Origin of the sequence: Paenibacillus sp. 11B (genome assembly GCF_030487755.1) — a bacterium.
GTDB classification, from domain to species: domain Bacteria; phylum Bacillota; class Bacilli; order Paenibacillales; family Paenibacillaceae; genus Paenibacillus; species Paenibacillus vandeheii.
Genome location: NZ_JAUKNS010000004.1, coordinates 14,064 through 33,216, shown reverse-complemented (window position 1 = coordinate 33,216; position 19,153 = coordinate 14,064). Strand labels below are relative to the sequence as shown.

Here is a 19,153-nt window from a genome sequence, read left to right as displayed (position 1 = left end):
TTTTGTGTTAGAAGAACGTCGATTAGGGCGTTGTCTATTTTTTGTATATGTCTCTTTGCTATTCTTTTTGTTGGTGTATGCCAACATTACGCAAGAGGAGGATTTGCAAAAAATGAACAAAAAAGTGAGCATGGTGATCATAGCTTTGTTGCTGATCACACAAATGATGCAAGGATGGATGTTTACACCAACCATGCATGCTCAGGATGATATGACAGCAATTGTAACTATGGATACAGCATCAGAAGAAGGTTCTGTTGAGCCTGTCGCGGGGAACGGTGATAATGGAGTATCAATGGATTCTCCCGAGTCTAATGAATCTGCGGAAGTCATAAAGGAAAATTTAATTACAAGTGTTCAAATGTATAATCAAATACCGGAGTACGATGGAAATGGAAATATGAATATAAAAGGGGAGCGTATCGAAGATATACGACCTAGCGTTAAGGATGAGGTGGCTGTGGTCTTCACATGGGGGCTTCCAAACGATACCCATACTTATAGTGATGGTTCCACTTTTACTTTTCGTTTACCAGACAAATTCAAAATTGGATCGCAACTAAAAGGGAATTTGGATGGTGGAGTTGGGGAATATGTCGTCAATCCGGATGGAGAGATCACGTTTACGTTTAATGACCGTATCGTAGGTGAGAAGCTGGAGGGGAATTTCTACGTTTGGATCAAATTCGATGAAAGCAAGATGGATGGCGGCTTGAAACAGCCAATAGACTTTAGTTCCGTTGGACAAGGCATCATTAATGTGCATTTTCTGAATACAGCCATAGATAAACTCACGAAATCGGGGATCGCAAATAAGAATAATTTCAACTCGGATGAGATTGAATGGACTGTCGATTTCAACCAGGGAGAGAAGGGCATTAACAATACCGTTCTGAATGACACGCTCGCGGCAGGTCCACTTAAGGGGAATATAGAGATTCGCGAATTGCATATTCAACTAGACGGATCTGTCAAAGAAGGAAGTACAGTTAGAACAGAAACTCAGTTTCCGATCGCTTTGGGGAATATTGATAAGGCATACCGCGTGAAGTATACAACGAGTATCAAAGCACCAACAACTGCACCTTTTACGAACGTTTTGTATGAAAATAAGGTGGTTCTTACAGGTGATCAGAGCGAACATGATGAAACTGACATTGGTAGCGTGAGGGTGAGTTTTAATGAGCCTTTGAAAAAATCCGGACAAGAAAGTGCATACAATCCAGTGACCCAGACGATCACATGGAAAGTGCAATACAATTACAATCAACAAGGGATTATTCAGGCGAACGCATGGATTGAAGATCGTTATGACACAACGAAACATGAGTTGGTTGATGGTTCGGTAAAAGTACATCAAGTAGACATCGACGGTGATGGCAAGCCAGCGGGTACTACTTTAGTGAATTCCAATGAATATACACTCACAGGAGTGGGGACAGGCTTTGATGATGGCTTTAAATTACAATTTAAAAATGACATCACCAAGGCTTATGAAATTGAATATCAAACCAAAACGATAAATCGCGTCTATACAGATGCTACGGTAACGAATACGGTCAATATGTATGACGGTACAGAAAAAGAAGGCAAAAAGGACATTCAGGAAATCATTTTTGCGAAAAGTGTTCAAAGTGAAAATTTTAATACCAAGGAGATCGAGTGGAAGATTGTTCTGAACCGTGATCTGAAGGAGATGACGGATATCGTCATTACGGACAATTACGCAGGAAGACATATGAAGCTCATTCCGGGCAGTCTTCAAATTAGTGGGGATCAAAAGGATCGGTTTGAACTTGAGCCAGTAGCTGATCCAGATGATATACATTTTGAAAAAGGGTTCTCTATTCAATTGAAGGCTGACGGTATGATTAATAAAGAGCATGTGATCACTTATAAGACCAGCTTTGATCCAACGGCAGGTATGCCAACTAACAATGAATATCGTAACCAGGCTACTTTGAATTGGAAGGAGTCGAATGTACCACAAGCTTCGATTACCAAATCGGCTGTAGTCAAACCCCAAGATTACACGATACAGAACGGCAACAAGAAGGGCGAGTACAGCGCGAAGGACAAAACGATTACCTGGACGATTGATGTGAATTATAATTTATATGATATCCAGAACGCTATTCTTAAGGATGCGTACACAGGTAATCAATCTTATGTAGAGGGCTCTTTGAAAGTAAATAAGCTCACACTAGCGGGAGCGAATAACGTCATTGCCATTGGTGACGAAGTTGCACTGTTACCTGGGCAATTCAAATTGAACTTGGACGGTAAAGGTTTTGCATTAAACCTCGGAAATATTGGAAAGTCAGCCTATCGGGTTGTGTATAAAACCAGTTTGGATGGGAATTTTGCAGTAGAGGGTACCTATTCCAATCATGCTGTCTTGACGGATGGTGAGGGGGGAGAGGTACGATTTGAGAAGTCAGTGTCGGCCATACCTGAACACGGTGGCGTCTACGTACACAAAACAGGACAGCAATTAGGTTCAAGTGATAAGGCTGCCTGGACTGTAAATATCAACCCAAGCCAATCTTATATAGCCGCAGGTTCCGTATTAACGGATACGTTATCAGATAATCAGATTCTACTTGCAGATACGTTAAAGTTATATGCGACCGATCTGCCTGCGAACAACTCAGGGAATGTGTCCACCAAAGCTGGTTTGGTTGATGTTGATGAGTATGAACTGATTGTGGAAGGCAATACATTTACATTTACCTTTAAGAATGAGATGAAGACTGCTTTTATATTGGAGTATCAATCCTTTATTAATGCCGATAGCGGGGAAAGAATAGGAAATAAAGTTGAATTCGCAGGTCAGTCCTCCTCGGTAACGGGATCAGATCATCAGACAGGCATTCGAGTTTCCATGGCCGGAGCTGGTGGTGGAGCATCTACAGGTGTCGGTAAAATGAAGATCTATAAAGTAGATGATACAGGTCTTCCGCTTGAGGGAGCGATATTCGCCATCTATAATGCGTCCGGAACGACGCTTCTGGAAACGTTGAAACCAACAGATGTCAATGGAGAGGTCCAGACCTCCAGAAAATACAGATTTAACGATCAAACCAATGGTCTGCCATACAAGTTAAAGGAAGTATCTGCACCGAATGGCTATTTGATTGATCCGGAGTATGGAGCTTTCACAGGGAAAACCATTGATTTCAAAGACCCGGATCAACCCTTTGAAATTAAAAATGAAAAAATTCGACAGGGCTTCGAATTAACGAAAGTGGATTCTGAGGATTCATCGAAGACTTTGAAAGGTGCAACATTTGAATTGTATTTGAAGAATGGTCTGTCCCGAGATAAAATTGCGGAGTTAACGACAGGTGATGATGGAAGGATCGCCAAAGGAAATCTCGAACCAGGGGACTATGAATTGATAGAAAGGGAAGCGCCTGCGTACTATCAATTGGATGCAACACCAGTTCCGTTTACAATTGCAGCGAATCAAACCCGGATACTCACCCTATCTCATACGAATGTGCAGGGCTCGGGTGGCAAGCTGGTCGTTACAAAAGTGAATGCCAAGGATCAGTCCGTATTAAGCGGAATTGAATTTGAACTGCTTGACAGTAACGCGGATGTGATTGCCAAAAAAGTGACGGATCTTAACGGAGTGATTGAGTTTGACAGCTTGCCGTATGGCCCCTATACATTGGTAGAGACCAAGGCAGAAGGTTTCGTTATTGAACAACCTGAAACGGCTGTACCGATTACCAAACCAGTAACTTTATTAACGATTGAAAATAAAGAAAATGACCGTTCTGTTCAATTGATTAAATTTAATTCAGGCAAATCGCAACATCTGCAAGGAGCCGTTTTTGAATTGCGTGCTCAAAGTGCTCTGATGGATGCCAACGGTGTTTGGGAATTCAAAGTGGTTACAGGCATTGATGAAGCCAAACTGACTACCAATTCCAATGGTGAGATTGTTCTGAGAGACTTGGAACCCAATAAGTATCAGCTGGTTGAAATAAAAGCACCAACAGGGTATAGATTGGACCAAACGCCAGTTGAATTTGAGATTACAAATAAACAGACGGAAACTGTAGTGGTGGAAAAGACGAATATCGCCATTCCCGTACCGGGCGGGCCAAATGAGCCTTATAATCCGGGAACGCCAAGTACAGGGACACCGAATCCTGGGACGTCAACGCCAGATCCATCAACTCCGGACACAACGGTTCCAGGCACGGTGGTAACGCCTGAAACTTCAGAACCAGAGGATGGAACCGACCAGGGGACGGATCCGGATAGGGGAGAGTCCCCTTCCAAACCAGGAGATTCGACTGTTGTTGACGAAGAGGATCCTTCAGCTGTTGGCAATGCTGGCGATGCTACCAGCCCAGGAGCGGATCATACATCCTCCCCTGCAGATACGAATGTTGCAGGAGCAGAGGAAGGGAAGGACGGTTCTTTCCTAGGCATGTTGCCTAAAACAGGAGAAGAGAGCACATGGGGATACACTCTTGTAGGGACTCTTATGATTATTCTCGGCAGTATGGGATACTTGTATCTCCGTCGAAGACAACAGATGAATCCGTAGACGGGAACATGTAACCTCGGATATTTCTTAACACCTACAACAAAACACCCCCAGCACAAGCGTTTCGGAGATTCAGAATCACCGCGCGCTTGCCAGGGGTGTTTTTGGTTTTTTTACAGCATGTTCATGTTTAAGACAGGTCACGCTGAGCAACCTCTGAAGTCACTTGGACCGCTCTTATAATCAGCCGATGTGTTGGATTTACTAATGGATCACAGGTAATCAAGGTCAGCACCTGTCCCAGATGCGGGTCCTCAAGTACGGACAAGTCCGTAGGCTCCACAACGGATATCTGATCCACTTTGTATTGGATATGGGTCTGATCTGCCAGAGTGACTTTAATCCAGTCACCAATCTCCAATTCTCCCATTCGGTTGAACAGGCGTCCTTTTTTGTGAGCACGATGGGCGGCTATCGCTGCATTTCCTTCAGTCCCGATGCGGGCCGTCTCCACAAGATGCGTTGCTGCAACCTTCATATTGTTTTCGGTTGCATCCTCCAGAATGGGCAGCTGCACATCAATTTCATCAATTGTAATAACCCCCAGTGCATGAGGATAACCTTCCTGTTCTTTGTCTTCGGTATCATCATCGATTGAGGCAGGATCCTGTCTGGCTTGTTCAAAAGATTCATTGATTTTAGTTAGGTCGAGTTGTAGCTGTTTCAGCTCATCCATAACTTCCGCTTGCTGCCAGTCAAAATACTTTTCCTGCAGAAGAGGCAAGAAAAGAAGTAAGATCCCCAGAACAACAAGCATGGAAAAAAAGAATTTCATTGTACGTGTACCCCTTTTGTCCAAAAATAGATTAACTGTTCTATTGTAAACATAGGGACATATACAAAACCTGGACAAATCAAACAGGCAGCCTTTTCTTACATAGAAAGAAGGAAGGCTGCCTGTTTATTTAATTGGAGTAACCCAATGCTGATCAATATCATTGCTTGGATATAATCATTCTGAAGATGGAGTAAAATCACATTCCTGTAGCGGTACGACTTTTGTTTTCTTAACAAATTTATAACCCAGCCATAATACCAAGAACAATGGAACGCTCAAGTAAGCGACGAGGGCTCCGCTCCAATCGATCTGATCGCCCGTGAACGCCTGATAGTTCTGTCCAACAATGACGATGATACATAATACAAAAGCAAAGATCGGCCCAAATGGGAACCAGCGTGCACGGTAGGGCAAATCGTTCAAATCCCGTCCCTGAGCTACATAAGCACGGCGGAAGCGATAATGGCTGATGGCAATGCCAAGCCAGGTGATAAAGCCACACATACCGGATGCATTAAGCAGCCAGGTGTATACAATGCCATCACCGAAAAGGGAGGCTAGAAAAGCAAGCATACCCACCGCTGTAGTCAAGAGCAGGGCATTCATTGGAATGCCCTTTTTGTTCAGCCGACCGAGAAAGCGAGGTGCTTTGCCATCTCGAGCAAGAGCATACAGGACACGACTTGAAGCATACATGCCCGAATTCCCGGCTGACAGTACAGAGGTCAGAATAACGGCATTCATGACAGAAGCAGCAATGGCCAGACCTGCCTTTTCAAAGACAAGGGTAAACGGACTGACTCCGATATTGTTCAGATCACCTTTGAGCAGATCCGGATGTGTGTAAGGAATGATCAGACTGATGACAGTAATCGCCAGAATGTAGAAGATCAAAATGCGCCAGAACACTTGCCGAATAGCACGAGGGACATTTTTACGCGGATTTTCGCTTTCACCGGCTGCGACGCCAATGAGCTCCGTTCCCTGGAAAGAGAACCCGGCGGCCATAAATACACCGAGAACCGCGAAGAATCCGCCATGGAATGGTGCGTCACCTACTGTGAAATTGCTGAATCCAACCGCTTCTCCGCCAATAATGCCGAAGATCATGAGCACACCAACGGTAAGGAAGATGATGACTGTAGCGACTTTGATAATGGCGAACCAGTATTCCGACTCTCCATATCCTTTGACGGACAACACATTCAGGGCAAAGATTAATACGAGAAACAACAGACTCCACAGCATGGATGAACTGTCAGGGAACCAGTATTTGATGAGTACGGTTGCCGCAGCGAGCTCTGCCGCAATGGTGACTGCCCAGTTGTACCAGAAGTTCCAGCCCATGGCGAACCCAAGGGCCGGATCGACAAAGCGGGCCGCATACGTATTGAATGAACCGGAGTCAGGCATGAAGGTAGCCAGTTCTCCTAGACTGGTCATTAGAAAGAAAACCATAATGCCGACGGCAGCGTAAGCAATCAGTGCACCGCCGGGACCTGCATTGGAAATGGCGGTTCCACTTGCGAGGAACAGCCCTGTACCAATGGAGCCACCGAGTGCAATCATGGTCATATGCCGTGCGCGTAGTCCTTTTTTCAGGGTGGGCCCTGTTGTGGTTTGGTTGTTGCGATCTTGCATGGAAACACTCCTTCTTTCAGCGTACTAATGGGTTCAGAACAATGGCAAATAACACAAAAGACCGCAGGCATTAGCCTGCGGTCTTTATATCAATTGTCCGCACCTCGTCCCGAATGTTTAAGATAGCTCAACACAGAAGAAATCATACCCTCCGAGAAAGGTATCCTTCATCTGTGACAGTTCTGCACCTTTCGGCAACAGCCCCAGCCGCGCTGGACAACGTAAGGAACGTCCTGCGGGCTTCGGCGGGTGCACCTTTCGGCTGAATTCATAAGCGGCTCCTTAGCGCCTCCTTCAACGTACTGATCGCACCCGCGACCTCTACCTCATCATCATGGATGAGGTGTATCTATTGTCTATGAAGTTATAAATCACAGAACGTAACGCTCCATGTTCTGTTTGGTAAACAGACAATTAGTATAACCCCCATGGTATTCCAGTGCAATAACAATTGTTGGATATGAATCCAAAGGACTATTCTGACGGTTTGTTACGCCCGGCCATCTGCTGCCATACCGTTCCGGCTGCCTGTTCCCCGGATTCGATCCGTTCCAGTGCCATTTTGGCTTGCAGGCTAACTTCAAACTCAGGGTCATCTGCTGCCTTCCGCAGTGCTTGCTCTGCTTCTTCGGTCCCCACTTCGTACAGGAAGCGGGCTGCACGCCAGCGTACAAGCTTGCTTTTATCGGATAACGTAGCTGTCATGGCTGCCGTTGCTGCGGGATCACCGATGTCGGAGAGGGTATCTCCGGCAGTTCGGCGTACAGCAGGCGAACTATCCTGTAAAGCTTCGTACAGCAGTTCCATCGCTTCCGGTGTACGGATGTCACCGAGATATACGACAGCCAGTCGGCGTATCTGCATTTTACTGTCATGGAGTGCATGGGCTACAAGTGGCAGACGTTCTGCTGTAGGCTCCATACCATCAAATGCAGCATAACGTACATTCCAGTCCTCACTATTTAGAGCCTCTTCAAGTTCGGCCCCATCCAGCTGGCGGCGACGTTCCACGAACTCTTCCGCATTGGTGCCGTGTTCAATGGCTTGTTGGATCACTCGTTCCAGACGTTCTGGCGGATATGCTGCTTCCAGCTCCTGTTCCACTTCTCTTGCAATTTCAGGCAATTCCCCGTAGCGAACGCCATAATCACTCAGTTTCCGTTCCTTGATCAGCGTTGCACTGGCGACTTCAGTAACCGCTTTGACGAACCGATCCGAGAGCGAGATTCGTTCTTCCTTCGCGCCGGCTTTGACCCGAATTTGCATCGGCACGCCTCTGAAGAATTGAACGAATACCTGTGCTTCACCGAAGTGCTCACCAGAGGCATCTTCAGATTCAATCCAATCCAGATCAATTCCCTGCTGCCCCAGACGACTTTGAACTTCGCCAAGAATGACGGACCAGTCCGCATTTCCCTTGCGGTCGAGCGCTACGAAGTCAGTCGTATGGAATACACTTTTTACTCCGGGAATATGTAGCATCTGGCGAATAAACGCCGGAGCAGACCGTTCGTTATCCAGTGTATATGTTCTGCGAATCCCGTCCTCCAGACGTTCATCCAGATGCAGCATCATTGTATTGGGACTGGGTGTTGGTTCAATGGAAACAATATTCATCGGTTCATAACCTCCTGTACCGGATTCATACTTAAAGTTCCCGCAATGGGCACGGGCATATCCCTATTTTACATGAATTACTGCAAACTGCGAAATGGGTAATGAACCTTACAGCGTTTGTGAAGATGTACGAAGATAGTTAACACTTCTTTTATGTGCGAACACGAACATTTTTAAATGAAGATTGGCACAATAAGACAAGAGAATGAACTGGAGGTAATCGTTATGGAACCCATTACCGTACTTTCGGACGGAAGTCGTGGTATTGATTATGATCATATTATTGAATTGTTGAATGAATGGATAACAGACGAGAAGAGGGAGTCAGCAATTAAGACAGAAAAAAATGTGGAAAGCATGGTCGGGTCGAAATGGGGAACAGCCCGTTATTGTATTGTGGATTATCAGGACGCCGGGCAAGCCGTTTCAGCAGCGAATGCCATCCGGGCATTTGTGCCTCAGATTCCTTTACTGATGATAACAGATTTCCAATCCCTGATTCGCAAGCGCCATTTGCAGCTTATCACGGGCACCGGTCTGATGAAGTTGATTCTCTGGCAAGAGAAAGAACCCGAAGGACTGATCATGGAAATCCAGCGGTGGCTGTATTCTGTTGCCTGCAAATCAAAAACAGCTCTGCCCTCAACCCGGTCGATGAGACGATGACAGAGAGAGGACATGAGCCGTTATGTTATTTCGCCGTGTACTAAATGACGTATTTATATCCCGTTCCCCAAACCGTCTTGATATACCGTGGATTTTTGGGGTCGGGCTCAATTTTTTTGCGCAGACTGGAGATGTGCACATCGATTGTACGGTCAAGATATGCCCGCTCTGAGCCCTTAATTCGATCCATAAGTTCATTGCGGGTAAATACCTTGCCGGGATTCCGGTACAATTCCTTCATAATCTCAAACTCGATATGCGTAACCTCGATTTCATGACCATCCACAAACAAGGTTCGTCTGTACTCATTCACACTGACATGTCCAGCGACTTCAGCAGGCTTGTCCTCTTTTACCGGTTTGTTCGGGTAGGCAATTGCCGACCTGCGGAGTAAAGCCTTCATGCGGGCATCCAACTCTTTCAGACTAAAGGGTTTACATAGAAAATCATCCGCACCATTATGCAATGCTCTGAGCCGATCATTCAGCATGGTGCTAGCTGAGATCATGAGTATGGGCACAGTGGAGTGCTGACGAAACGCATCAACCAGATCATTGCCATCCGTTTCAGGCAGCATCAAGTCAGTTACTACAATATCAGGCTGGAATCGTGGAAAAAGTTGAAGTGCTTCGCGTGCATGATGAACCCGTTCAGTTATGTAACCCTCCTCCTCAAGAAAGAAAGCAATCATGTCGGCCAGATTTTTCTCATCTTCTATAAGAAGTACTTTAATAGCCATTGAGGTCACACTCCTGATGAAATGAATTTGTTAAGAAATTTCTAGAAATTTGTCGTAATTTTGTGAGGGAATACTGCAAATTTTTTAATGTTTGTATTCCAGAATATAGGATGCATATGTAGAGAATTCTATAGAGTTCGAGCCAAACCTCAGTATTTTACCATGAATGTAGCTTATTTGCCGATCATTAAAAATTTCCCAAAGCTACATGGAGAGGTAATTACAGTATAATGTATCAGACCGATGAAAGGGAAAAAAGTCGATTTTACGAGCTTTATTTTACGGGAGGAACCAACGTTGTTGTTGAATACAAACATAGAAATCAGTCATGAGGGCAACTACCTATGGACTACATAAAGGCTAGCAAGGTGTTAGATTGGGTGATAATCAAACTCCGTATTCCGTGGCTGGGCACTGCCATACTTATTAGCCTTGGGACGCTGGGAACGATATTTCCCTTAACTTTATTTTATGGTGTACAGCTAATGTTCGGCATAGCCGCAGCTTTTATTGCCCTGCGCTTACATGGGGCTATTTACGGATTCATTACCTATATAGGGATCAGCTCTTTGGGTGTGTTATGCACAGAATTGGTCCCTAACAGCTTGTTTATGATCGGAGCTCATTTCATCGAATTGATCTGGATGCTGGTGTGGCAGATACGCTCGAAAAATGGAAGCATCATAAAAGCCAACGCCGTATTTTGGGTTGTGATGTTACTGCCAGTGATTTTTTACGGATATTTCATCATGGGCATCAGTCTTGACGAATTAAAGTATGGCTATATGCATGTTGCTGTAATCAGCATGGTTAACGCGCTGATTGCAGGCATAGTGGTGGACTTCTGGATTATAAATGGTGAACTGAAGTCGAAACGAACAGGAACCATTCCGCTCACGAGAATTGCTTTTAAATACGTTGTAGCCTTTGTAGTCGTTGTTTCCCTTATCCTGTTGTCCGCGGATAGTCGCAGACAATTGGGGCAAATAAATGATACCATCATGCTGAATCTGAAACATGCTGCCAATGCAGTTATCAAGGATTTGAATGAACAATATTTAACCAATGAGAACATGCAGCAGACCATGGAGCGGTATCATCATCTGCTGGACGTAAACGTCATTATTCTGGATTCCAATGATAGGGTCATTGCTTCAGGGCTGGATACACTTCGGGTAGGAGAACATCTGGATTTCAATAAATATCGTTTTCTGAATCCAGGGGAGAACAGCATTTTATTTCGCTCCGGTGATGCTTATTACAGTGATGTGCTTACTCACTGGAAAGAGGCTTCGTTTATGTATGAAGCAGATATGACTACAAGTACAGCATACCGAGTATTCGTTGAGACCAGTTCAGCCCATTATTATACACGGATCGAGTCGATCTATCTGACCACACTTCAATCGTTGTTTATCATTTTCGTGGTTTCCATGATTGTAGCCGCTCCGCTCAGTCGAAAAGTGGTAAGTCCATTGAAGCGCCTTACACGCATGACTGGGTCTCTGCCAAGGCTGTTATTTCGTAATGGCAAAATGGAGTGGCCGACCAGTCATGTAACAGAAGTACAGATTTTGATTGGCAATCTGCGCAAAATGGCCGATGTGCTCCTTGAACAATTCGAACAGATTCGCCAGGACAAGCACACCCTGGAAGATAGAGTCAAAGAACGAACAAAAGAGCTGAAGAACAGTGAGGAGATCAAACGAGCGATTATTGATTCATCCATCGATGCCATTATTGCTGTGGATTCGAACGGACTGATTATCGAGTTTAATCCCGAAGCCGAAAGAATGTTTGGACTGAAACGGGAAGAAGTGTTATTCGAGAAGGAAGCCATATCCCTATTCCAGGGAGCGAGCTATATGGAAATCAAAAAAATGCTGGAAAGATTTGAGTTTATTTTGGGTAAACGGCATGTCATTGTGGAAGAGATTTCAGGCATACGCCGGGATGGTTCAGTTTTTCCGATTGAGTACAAAATTGTAGAAATTCAGTTGGGCAATAACGAAACGCTGTATAACTTGTTTATCAAGGATATTACCGAGCGGACAAGAGCTGAGGAAGAACGTGTACGTCATGCGCTGGCCTTGGAGAAGCTGAATGCTGAACTGTTTCACGAAAAAGTTGCCATTCAGGAGCAGCGGGACATTAGCGAGCATTTCATAGAATCCGTTCGGGAAGGTCTGGTCATGTCTGATCGGTCTGGCACCATCACGATAGTGAACAGAAGAATTGAAGAAATGTTTGGCCTCGGAGATTTTTCAGGCAGGTCCATTGAGGATCTAGCCAATGCGATTGACACCATGGTGTTAACCCCCGATTTCAATTTGATGGAGCAGACGCGTGCATTTCTGGATGGGGAACAGGCTTTTGTTGAAACTGAATTTATATTCAATGATGTGGAAAAAAGTGTATTTTCCCTGTACATGAAGCAAGTGGATGTTCCCGGTAAAAACCATGGATTTCTGCTGGTGTTCCGTGATCGTACGGAGGAAGAACGTCTGAACCGGATGAAAAACGAACTGATCAGTGTGGTCTCGCATGAGCTTCGTACCCCTGTAGCGACCATTATGGGCTATGTGGAACTAATGATGATGTATGATCTTCCTGCTTCACAGCGTCAGGAGTTCATGGAAACCATATCCTCGGAAGGTTCGCGGCTGAGTAGTCTGCTGGATGATGTACTTGATATTCAACGTTTGGACAATGATGGCATGACCTACCACAAGACCTATGTACCTTTGCTTGAACTGGTTGAGGGTGTTGCTGAGCAATGGAATATGCAATCCATTCAGCGCATCTATGTGCATGCATTTAATGGAGATTTTTTTGCTTATGCCGACCAGAACCGTATGGTTCAGGTACTCCATAATTTGATTGGTAACGCGGTCAAGTACTCGCCTGGAGCAGACCGAATTGATATTACGCTGTGGGAAGAAAAAGAATGGTTATGCATCGATGTACGTGATTATGGCATAGGTATTCCAGAGAACGTGCAGGACCTACTGTTTACGAAGTTTTATCGTGTGGACAATTCGGATCATCGCCAGATTGGCGGGACGGGACTGGGGCTTTACATTTCGCGCAAAATTGTAGAGGATCACCAGGGTACGCTAACCTTTATATCCGCGCCGCTCAAAGGAAGTACGTTCAAGGTTCGATTGCCCAAGCAAGACGAACTCGTGTAAGGCAAGAGAAAGTCTTTATCGGAAAGGATGCTTTCATCCTGAAATCGATAGGGCTTTTTTTGTTTTTCAAAATTTCCCGGATAAAAAAACAACTTCTTTTGCAAACTGTCTATAGAGCCAATAATTTGCATTGCATGCAAAAGGAGGACGGCAGGTCTATGTTCCGTAAACAAGAGAAAACCCTTATTATCGTCTGCTTGGTCGCAGCCGTGATTGTGCTATATGCCGTTGTCAAAAGTATTATCCGGATCATGAGTTATTGAGTTATATCGTCATCTAGACGGTATGAAGTCGTACATAATGATTATGTGAAAGAGGAGTGTAACCCCATGTCATCCCTGGACCCTGTTCTACTCAGCCGGATGCTTACCGGTCTTACCCTGTTTGTGCACATCATTTTTGCCTCCATCGGTGTAGGTGTTCCACTCATGATTGCCTTGGCTGAATGGCGCGGATTGCGCACCAATGATATCCATTACACCTTGCTGGCGCGCAGATGGGCGCGTGGTTTTGTCATTACCGTTGCCGTGGGTGTGGTTACAGGCACCTCCATCGGTTTGCAGCTCAGCCTGCTGTGGCCGATGTTTATGCGAGTAGCGGGGCAGGCGATTGCCTTGCCACTGTTTATGGAGACGTTCGCCTTTTTTGTGGAGGCGATCTTTCTGGGCATTTACCTTTACACATGGGACCGTTTCAAAAAGAAATATACGCATATGCTGCTGCTTATTCCGGTGGCGTTGGGTTCCTCTGCCTCTGCGATATTCATCACAACGGTAAACTCTTTTATGAACCAACCTCAGGGGTTTACCCTGATTAATGGCATCATGAAGGATATCCATCCGATTGCCGCGATGCTGAATCCGGCTACCCCAACGAAGGTATCTCATGTGCTTGCCTCTTCGTATACCTTAAGTGCAGGGGTTCTCGCAGGTATCGCCGCGTTCAGTCTGCTGCGGGGGCGGAACCATGTCTATTATAAAAAAGCACTTAAACTCACAACGGTATGTGCGCTCGTATTTGCGGTCAGCACGGTCATGATCGGAGATTCTTCCGGTAAATTTCTGGCGAAATACCAACCGGAGAAGCTGGCCGCCGCGGAGTGGCATTTCAAAACAATGACGAAGGCGCCGCTGGTCTACGGGGGCATTCTTGACGAGAACAATGAAGTGAAATACGCCATTGAGATTCCCTATGCACTCAGCATATTGGCGGGAAACAGACCCGACACGGAAGTGAAAGGGCTGGAAGAATTTCCGGCCGATCTCAGGCCGCCGTTGTCCATTCACTATATGTTTGACCTGAAAGTGACGACTGGCGTGATTATTCTGCTGATCCCGGTGCTCTATGTAATCCGTCGCTGGCTGCCGGGGCGCAAGCCTTATCCCAAATGGCTGCTGCTCGGTATCGTCCTGCTCGGGCCGCTGGCCATGATTGCCATTGAACTGGGCTGGATGTTTGCCGAGGTCGGCAGGCAGCCCTGGATATTGCGCGGTTACATGAAGGTGTCGGAAGCCGCAACAACGTCAACCTCCGTGGGGTGGATGCTGATTCTGTTTATTCTGCTGTACCTGATCCTTTGCTTCTCCGCGATCCGGGTACTCAGCAAGCTGTTCCGTAACAAGGAAGCAGAGAAGGAACTGGAGTCTCTCGGCCTGGAAGGAGGGATCGTGCATTGAGTTTTGAAATTGCAGGCATCGCGATCTTGTGGACGTTTCTGTTTGGATATCTGATCGTGGCTTCGATTGATTTTGGAGCCGGATTTTTCAGCTTTTACAGCATATTAAGCGGACACGAGAACAAAATTCATAACATTATTCAGCGCTATCTCTCCCCGGTGTGGGAAGTGACGAATGTGTTTCTGATCTTTTTTGTTGTCGGTCTGGTCGGATTTTATCCGGATAGCGCCTTTTATTACGGGACAGCGCTGCTTGTTCCAGGTTCATTGGCCATTGTGCTGCTTGCCATCCGGGGCGTGTACTACGCCTATAATACCTACGGGAACCATGGGCAGAACAGCCGGATCTACATGGCATTGTACGGAGCAACGGGATTGCTGATTCCGGCGGTATTTTCCACCATTTTGGCGATTTCCGAAGGTGGAATTATTGAGCAGGTGGGTGATCAGGTATTTTTTCGCTGGCGTGAGTTTCTGACGAATCCGTATACCTGGTCTGTTGTATTGCTTGCTTTGGTAAGCGTGCTGTATATCTCTGCGATGTTTCTTTCCTACTACGCCAAGCGGGCGGAGGATGAGACTGCGTTTGAAGTCCTGCGGGAATATGCGCTCCTATGGAGTCTGCCTACGATCTTTGCCAGCTTTCTGGCATTTTTGCAGATCAACAAACAAAATCCAGCACACTTTGAGCAGATGTTGAATATCTCTTGGATGTTCATCGCATCTTTTATCTGTTTTGTGATCGCCGTCTCGCTGGTATGGAAACGTAAATATATGGGCTGGTGCTTTATCGCTGTCATGCTGCAGTTTGCCTTTGCCTGGTACGGCTATGGGCGCTCGCATCTTCCATACATTCTGTATCCGTACATTAATATTTACGACAGCTTTACGAACAAGACGATGGGTATTGCGCTTATTACGGCGTTCAGCCTTGGACTGCTGGTGCTCATTCCTTCACTCGTGCTCATTATGAAGCTGTTTCTGTTTGATGCCAATTATGTGCGCGGTAATGCTGGTAAAAAGAAAGGATGAGTCCGTTCATGCTTCCCAACATGCTGTTCATCATGCTTCCCAGGTTGCTTCTCAGCTCTGACGCGGGAGTGACGGGGATTCCCGGTATAACGGGGTTGAGTTTTTTTGAGACCTTTACGATTATGTACGCCCCACCACTGATCATTGTGGCTGCAATTGCGTTTTTGTTTATCTATTTGGCGAAATGCAAAAATCCAAGGGATTGATTCGTTGGTACGTACTTTCCAATTCGGGGTAATCTTTTGTTAAGATACAGAGGAGGGGAGGAGGGCCCTTTCATGCCGAAAATCCGTTATAACAACATTGATAATGTAAGTACGGACAAAACGCTGAAGGAATTCAAGCAATGGAGGGAGCAACGGCGCAACAAAGTTAAGGATTATTCCTACACCGTGCCCAAGCACCCGCCTGAACTGGATTATCTGCACGCCAACCGGGCTGAAACCACGATTACCTGGATTGGACATTCCACATTTTTTATTCAATATCATGGACTAAACATCGTGACAGACCCGGTCTGGGCCGAAAAAATGGGATTTCAGCGCAGACTCGGTGCTCCTGGCATTCCGATTCACGATATTCCGCCACTGGATATTATTTTGATCTCACATTCCCACTATGATCATTTGCATCTCGCATCGCTGCGGAAATTGGTCACGGCCAAGACGCTGCTCATCGTTCCTGATGGATTGAAGCGCAAAATGGTGCGCAAAGGATTCCATCGGTGTCATGAGATGAAATGGTGGGAACATATTACGCTTGGCGGGGTCAAAATAACCTTTGTACCTGCGCAGCACTGGACGCGCCGAACCTTATTTGATACCAACACGTCCCATTGGGGCGGTTATGTATTGGAACAGCATCATCCCGCAGTTGTCCCGTCTGAAGAGACTGCTGCGACGAGCCAAGACCGTGCTCATGAAAATTCCCGAGCAGTTGGAACGGATGATCCATCAGAAGCATCAGCATCAGCTGCTAATCCTCCCGGCGGCCCGCCTGTTATTTATTTTGTGGGGGATACAGGATACTTTCAGGGATTCAAAACCATTGGTGAACGCTTCGACATCGGTATCACCCTGATGCCAATCGGCGCATATGAGCCCGAGTGGTTCATGACATCCCAGCATGTGACGCCGGAAGAAGCGCTGCAGGGCTTTGTAGAAACAGGTTCTCAGCTTATGGTCCCCATGCATTATGGAACGTTTAAGCTGGCGGATGATACACCCAAGGAAGCACTCGATCGAATGGAAGCGGAACGAGAACGACTGGGAATCAACCCAGAGCGAATTCGGGTGCTGGGGCATGGTGAGACACTCCGCATCCGGCACGAAGAAAGTAAACAAGACTAACAAAAGTGAGCTAGATATGCTAATGTAAGGGTATACCCGCATGAACGGTACATTTACCAAATCTTTAGCGATTAAAAAGCGGCCAATTTTCGAATTTGCCGCTTTTTTGTGTTATAATATGGTGCCAGAATAGGCTACGGGATATTGAATCCATGATTGAATTAGTTGCTATTCATGCAGTATGCAGAATATTAAATAAAGGATGGTATGCTTAATGATTAGTACAAGCGGCATCACGCTCCGCTACGGAAAACGTGCACTTTTTGAAGATGTGAATATCAAGTTCACGCCAGGCAACTGTTACGGTCTGATCGGCGCCAACGGAGCCGGCAAATCAACATTTTTGAAAATTTTGTCCGGTGAAATTGAATCGAACTCGGGAGAGGTGCACATCACCCCGGGCGAACGCATGGCCGTTTTGAAGCAAAACCACTTTGAATATGATGAGTATCCGGTTCTCGAAACGGTAATTATGGGCCACAGCCGTCTCTATTCCATCATGAAGGAGAAGGACGCATTGTATGCCAAAGCGGACTTTACAGAAGAAGATGGATTGCGCGCAGGTGAGCTTGAAGGTGAGTTTGCTGAGTTGAACGGCTGGGATGCTGAGCCGGATGCAGCGGCACTCCTGATCGGTCTGGGTATCGAACGTGACATGCATGAGAAGAAAATGGTTGATCTGAGCGGTAACGAAAAAGTTCGTGTCCTGCTGGCACAAGCATTGTTTGGTCGTCCAAACAACCTGCTGCTCGATGAGCCTACCAACCACTTGGATCTCGAATCCATTCAATGGCTGGAGAACTTCCTCATGGATTATGAAGGTACTGTTATTGTGGTATCCCATGACCGTCACTTCCTGAATAAAGTATGTACACACATCGCCGATATCGACTTTGGTAAAATTCAGCTGTACGTAGGTAACTACGATTTCTGGTATGAATCCAGTCAATTGGCTCTTGCTTTGCAGCGTGATGCCAACAAGAAAAAAGAAGAGAAGATTAAAGAGCTGCAAGCCTTTATTCAACGTTTCTCTGCGAATGCTTCCAAATCGAAGCAAGCGACTTCACGGAAGAAACAGCTCGACAAAATCACGTTGGATGACCTTCGTCCATCGAACCGGAAATACCCGTTCATCAACTTCAAGCCGGAGCGTGAAGCGGGTAAACAATTGTTGACCGTTGACCGCATCAGCAAAACGATTGATGGTGTGAACATGCTGAATGATCTCAGCTTTGTGGTGAATAAAGGGGATAAAATCGCCTTTGTTGGCCCGAACGGTAATGCCAAATCGTTGTTGTTTGATATCCTTATGGGTGAAACAGAAGCGGATAGCGGCGAATACACTTGGGGGATTACGACAACCCAGGCTTATTTCCCGAAAGACAACTCCAAGTATTTTGACGGAGTAGATATGAGTCTCGTAGATTGGCTGCGTCAATATTCCAAGGATCAGGATGAAACGTACCTGCGTGGATTCTTGGGTCGTATGCTGTTCTCAGGCGAGGAATCCCTGAAGAAAGCAAGTGTACTCTCCGGGGGCGAGAAAGTCCGCTGTATGCTGGCAAAAATGATGCAAACGGGCGCCAATGCTCTGATTCTGGATGAGCCAACGAACCACTTGGATCTCGAATCCATTACCGCACTGAACAACGGTATGATTGATTTTGACGGCACCATGCTGTTTACATCGCATGACCATCAGTTCATTCAAACCATTGCTAACCGGATTATCGAAATCACGCCAAATGGCGTCATTGACCGTCAAATGAGCTATGATGAGTATCTGGAAAGTGACGAAATTAAAGAATTGCGTAACAAAATGTATCCAGTAGAAGCTTAAGATAAGCTAATCTGTCTACATTGCGTATGGTGAACTAAAAGAACCGCAAGCTCTCCAG

General features: G+C 45.9%; 12 protein-coding genes and 1 riboswitch. Of the genes, 8 read left to right on the top strand and 4 right to left on the bottom strand.

Features of this window, described 5'->3' with window-relative positions; all coding sequences use genetic code 11:
* Positions 1-112 precede the first annotated feature (112 nt).
* Positions 113-4,567, top strand: coding sequence for a SpaA isopeptide-forming pilin-related protein (locus tag Q0V21_RS17020; protein WP_301879821.1), 4,455 nt, complete (start codon positions 113-115; stop codon positions 4,565-4,567).
* A gap of 130 nt (positions 4,568-4,697) precedes the next feature.
* Here Q0V21_RS17020 and Q0V21_RS17015 read toward each other — a convergent pair whose 3' ends face one another.
* The 3 genes from Q0V21_RS17015 to Q0V21_RS17005 all read right to left on the bottom strand — a co-directional run bounded on the left by Q0V21_RS17015 (position 4,698) and on the right by Q0V21_RS17005 (position 8,603).
* Entirely contained in the window at positions 4,698-5,342 is a 645-nt protein-coding gene (locus Q0V21_RS17015; RefSeq protein WP_301879820.1) for a class D sortase, read from the bottom strand.
* 177 nt (positions 5,343-5,519) lie between these two features.
* Entirely contained in the window at positions 5,520-6,986 is a 1,467-nt protein-coding gene (locus Q0V21_RS17010) for an amino acid permease (RefSeq protein ID WP_301879819.1), read from the bottom strand.
* A gap of 115 nt (positions 6,987-7,101) precedes the next feature.
* Positions 7,102-7,318, bottom strand: a riboswitch (Lysine riboswitch).
* 142 nt (positions 7,319-7,460) lie between these two features.
* Positions 7,461-8,603, bottom strand: coding sequence for a virulence factor (locus Q0V21_RS17005; RefSeq protein ID WP_079350071.1), 1,143 nt, complete (start codon positions 8,601-8,603; stop codon positions 7,461-7,463).
* A gap of 225 nt (positions 8,604-8,828) precedes the next feature.
* Here Q0V21_RS17005 and Q0V21_RS17000 point away from each other — a divergent pair, with 225 nt between their 5' ends.
* Positions 8,829-9,269: a hypothetical protein gene (locus Q0V21_RS17000; protein ID WP_079350070.1), complete on the top strand. Its 441-nt coding sequence runs from the start codon at positions 8,829-8,831 to the stop codon at positions 9,267-9,269.
* Between the two features lie 40 nt (positions 9,270-9,309).
* Here the strand turns inward: Q0V21_RS17000 and Q0V21_RS16995 are convergent, their stop codons facing one another.
* The gene (locus Q0V21_RS16995; RefSeq protein WP_301879818.1) at positions 9,310-10,008 is read right to left on the bottom strand and encodes a response regulator transcription factor; all 699 of its coding nucleotides are present in this window, start codon (positions 10,006-10,008) and stop codon (positions 9,310-9,312) included.
* 380 nt (positions 10,009-10,388) lie between these two features.
* Here Q0V21_RS16995 and Q0V21_RS16990 point away from each other — a divergent pair, with 380 nt between their 5' ends.
* From Q0V21_RS16990 to Q0V21_RS16970, 6 genes are all read left to right on the top strand, one after another.
* Entirely contained in the window at positions 10,389-13,199 is a 2,811-nt protein-coding gene (locus Q0V21_RS16990) for an ATP-binding protein (RefSeq protein ID WP_301879817.1), read from the top strand.
* 329 nt (positions 13,200-13,528) lie between these two features.
* Positions 13,529-14,875 (top strand): cytochrome ubiquinol oxidase subunit I, encoded by a 1,347-nt coding sequence (locus Q0V21_RS16985; RefSeq protein WP_024631374.1) that lies wholly within the window; start codon positions 13,529-13,531, stop codon positions 14,873-14,875.
* The gene (locus Q0V21_RS16980) at positions 14,872-15,906 is read left to right on the top strand and encodes a cytochrome d ubiquinol oxidase subunit II (RefSeq protein WP_024631373.1); all 1,035 of its coding nucleotides are present in this window, start codon (positions 14,872-14,874) and stop codon (positions 15,904-15,906) included. The genes Q0V21_RS16985 and Q0V21_RS16980 overlap by 4 nt, the downstream gene beginning before the upstream one ends.
* Positions 15,903-16,112, top strand: a complete 210-nt coding sequence (cydS, locus tag Q0V21_RS33020) for a cytochrome bd oxidase small subunit CydS family protein (RefSeq protein WP_483312379.1) — start codon at positions 15,903-15,905, stop codon at positions 16,110-16,112. The genes Q0V21_RS16980 and cydS overlap by 4 nt, the downstream gene beginning before the upstream one ends.
* A 72-nt stretch (positions 16,113-16,184) precedes the next feature.
* Positions 16,185-17,255 (top strand): MBL fold metallo-hydrolase, encoded by a 1,071-nt coding sequence (locus tag Q0V21_RS16975; protein ID WP_301879815.1) that lies wholly within the window; start codon positions 16,185-16,187, stop codon positions 17,253-17,255.
* A 214-nt stretch (positions 17,256-17,469) separates the two neighbouring features.
* Positions 17,470-19,095, top strand: coding sequence for an ABC-F family ATP-binding cassette domain-containing protein (locus Q0V21_RS16970; protein ID WP_285079744.1), 1,626 nt, complete (start codon positions 17,470-17,472; stop codon positions 19,093-19,095).
* The last annotated feature ends 58 nt before the right edge of the window (positions 19,096-19,153 follow it).

What these genes read in the sequence shown, in the direction of transcription:
- Q0V21_RS17020 (WP_301879821.1), top strand. Translation starts at nt 113, where the DNA reads ATGAACAAAAAAGTGAGCATGGTGATCATAGCTTTGTTGCTGATCACA.
- Q0V21_RS17015 (WP_301879820.1), bottom strand. Translation starts at nt 5,342, where the DNA reads ATGAAATTCTTTTTTTCCATGCTTGTTGTTCTGGGGATCTTACTTCTT.
- Q0V21_RS17010 (WP_301879819.1), bottom strand. Translation starts at nt 6,986, where the DNA reads ATGCAAGATCGCAACAACCAAACCACAACAGGGCCCACCCTGAAAAAA.
- Q0V21_RS17005 (WP_079350071.1), bottom strand. Translation starts at nt 8,603, where the DNA reads ATGAATATTGTTTCCATTGAACCAACACCCAGTCCCAATACAATGATG.
- Q0V21_RS17000 (WP_079350070.1), top strand. Translation starts at nt 8,829, where the DNA reads ATGGAACCCATTACCGTACTTTCGGACGGAAGTCGTGGTATTGATTAT.
- Q0V21_RS16995 (WP_301879818.1), bottom strand. Translation starts at nt 10,008, where the DNA reads ATGGCTATTAAAGTACTTCTTATAGAAGATGAGAAAAATCTGGCCGAC.
- Q0V21_RS16985 (WP_024631374.1), top strand. Translation starts at nt 13,529, where the DNA reads ATGTCATCCCTGGACCCTGTTCTACTCAGCCGGATGCTTACCGGTCTT.
- cydS (WP_483312379.1), top strand. Translation starts at nt 15,903, where the DNA reads ATGAGTCCGTTCATGCTTCCCAACATGCTGTTCATCATGCTTCCCAGG.
- Q0V21_RS16975 (WP_301879815.1), top strand. Translation starts at nt 16,185, where the DNA reads ATGCCGAAAATCCGTTATAACAACATTGATAATGTAAGTACGGACAAA.
- Q0V21_RS16970 (WP_285079744.1), top strand. Translation starts at nt 17,470, where the DNA reads ATGATTAGTACAAGCGGCATCACGCTCCGCTACGGAAAACGTGCACTT.